Below are 2,373 nucleotides of genomic sequence, written 5' to 3' on the forward strand. Positions count from 1 at the left end.
GCTCCTACGGCGGCCGGTCATGCCCGAAACCGCAGTTCAAGACGGGTCTTGACAATCATTAGGGAATCTCTTCGAACCCTGACGGCTCTGCTCGCAGGGTTGCTGCTGCTGAGCGCCTGCGGATCCGGCCCGGACGAGGTGGCGGGCGGGGACACGTTCGCGGTTGAGCATGCCTACGGCGTCACCGATGTGCCCGTGAACCCGCAGCGAGTGGTCAGCGTCGGATACACCGACGATCAGACCCTGCTTGCGCTCGGGATCAAGCCCGTCGGCATGGTGGACCAATACCCGGCGGGCGACGGCGTGGACGCCAACATCTCCTGGCCATGGGTAGAGCGGCTCTGGGACGGTGTCGTCCCGGAGGTCGTGATGACCAATGGCGAGTCCCTGAACTTCGAGAAGGTGGCGGCTCTGCAGCCGGACCTCATTGTCGGCGTCTACTCCGACATGACCGCGGATGACTATGCGCGGCTGACCAAGATCGCGCCGACGGTGGCCTGGGCCAAGGATGTCGAAGACCCGTTCGCCGCGCCCTGGGAGGCCACCGCCCGGCAGATCGCGCGGGCGGTGGGCAAGGAGGCTGAGGCAACCGAGCTCATCGACGCTATCACTGCGCAGATCGCGCAGGTCAAGGCCGAGAACCCGCAGTTCAGCGGCAAGACCGCCGTCGCGTTCAGCGTGTACCAAAACGCGTTGGCCCCGTTCGCCTCCACCGATGTCCGCGGCAAACTGCTGAGCGACCTGGGCTTCGCAAGCGTCCCCGAGATCGACGCGGCCGCCGGTGCCCAGTTCTACGCGATGCTCTCCCCCGAGCACGCGAGCCTGCTGGACGTCGATCGCGCGTTCTTCATCGGCGATGCAGCCGACCAGGAGACGGTTAGGGCGGACCCGCTCTTCCGCAGCCTGCCGGTATTCACCGAGGGCCGGGTCGCCTACTTGGCCGACTCGGAGCCGCCCGCGGTGGGCGCGGCGCTGTCGCAGAGCACCGTCGCGAGCCTGCACTATGCGATCGACCAGGTGGTGGCGGCGGCGAACGATTAGCCGTCGGCCGCCGGGCGGTAGACGCACACCTGCACGCCGGTCGCGGCGGCCTGGGTGGAGACCAGCTCCATGGTCCGCAGCGCGCCGTCGGCGGGGAAGATCGACTTGCCCCCGCCCAGCAGCACGGGCTCGATCATCAGCACCAGCTCATCGACCAGGCCCGCCGCGAGCAGTGCGCGGACCAGGGTGGGGCTGCCCATGACGAGCAGGTCGCCGCCGTCGGCGGCCCGCAGCTCGCGGATCCGCTCCAGAGCCCCGTCTGCGGCGATGATCGTGCTGTTCGACCAGGTCAGGTCGGCCGGGGCGAGGGTGCCGGAGACGACGTGCTTGTCGATCGCGTTCATCCGGTCGGCAAAGGGATCGCCCGCCCGCCCCGGCCAGGCCGCAGCCATGCCCTCCCAGGTGCGCCGGCCGAACAGCAGCGCGTCCGCTCCGGCGATGGCACCCGCGAACGCGCCGCCGACCACCTCGGGGTCGAAGAACGGATGCGACCAACCGCCGTGGGCGAACCCGCCGTCGGTGTCCTCCTCCGGGCCTCCGGGCGCCTGCACGACGCCGTCCAGGCTGATGAACTCGCTGACCACGATCCGCATGCCGCTCTCCTCGCGCCGTAGTTTCGCCGACCGGTGTCGACGCTAGTTAATAATGTCCTTCTTCGCGGCGACCCACCGGACATTCGCCGGCAATAGGCGCTGGAAATGATAGGCAAGGTGCGATTCCGGGGTGACGGGGACGATGGAGCGCTTGCGCTGCAGAGCCTGTTGCCGATTCGTAGTTGGTAGTCCTGCACGGGACCTACGTTCCGCGGGCACCTGACCCCGATTGGCCGGCAATCTAGGTGATGGGGATCGGGTTCTGCCCGCTTGTGCGGTCAGAGCTGGTCCTTGTTCGCTGCCACCTGGGCAAACGGCACTATGGCGTGGTCAGGATTTTCACGAGCGGGCACCCGACCTGCGATTGTTGGTCAGGAATCGCCTGAATACCCCCGTTGGTGACGGCTGACCGGCCGCCATCACTCACGTGACCTGGGCTTTTCCTGCGGCACCCGATTCGAGGTCCGTCCACCGGGGGATTTCCGGTGCCCGATGCTCCCGATTGAGGCGATGCGGGCGTTGCCTGCCCGCGCAACGTAGGCCCGCGGCAGGACTATCCGCAGCGCTGCACTCCGAGCGGACGACGGCGATGTGGCCTATCGAATTCGGCAACAGCCTATGCACGGCGCGCACGATCCAATTGGCGACCTTGTCCGGGGTGTAATGCCAGGGTCACGTCAAAGTCGCGTTTCCGCTGGAGAGAACTAGTTTTATCGCGTCTTGAAGGCAGTGCTGATAG

General features: G+C 67.1%; 2 protein-coding genes. One reads left to right on the plus strand and one right to left on the minus strand.

Annotated elements, in window-relative coordinates; translation table 11 throughout:
* Positions 1-48: 48 nt before the first annotated feature.
* Complete coding sequence (locus TBIF_RS15245) at positions 49-1,041, plus strand: iron-siderophore ABC transporter substrate-binding protein (protein WP_038171473.1); 993 nt, start codon at positions 49-51, stop codon at positions 1,039-1,041.
* Here TBIF_RS15245 and TBIF_RS15250 read toward each other — a convergent pair.
* On the minus strand, positions 1,038-1,634 hold the full coding sequence (locus TBIF_RS15250; protein ID WP_024795639.1) for a dihydrofolate reductase family protein: 597 nt from the start codon (positions 1,632-1,634) through the stop codon (positions 1,038-1,040). The genes TBIF_RS15245 and TBIF_RS15250 overlap by 4 nt on opposite strands.
* Between the last annotated feature and the right edge of the window lie 739 nt (positions 1,635-2,373).

This window comes from Tomitella biformata AHU 1821 (genome assembly GCF_000524475.1).
In the GTDB taxonomy this organism is placed as follows: domain Bacteria; phylum Actinomycetota; class Actinomycetes; order Mycobacteriales; family Mycobacteriaceae; genus Tomitella; species Tomitella biformata.

What these genes read in the sequence shown, in the direction of transcription:
- TBIF_RS15250 (WP_024795639.1), bottom strand. Translation starts at nt 1,634, where the DNA reads ATGCGGATCGTGGTCAGCGAGTTCATCAGCCTGGACGGCGTCGTGCAG.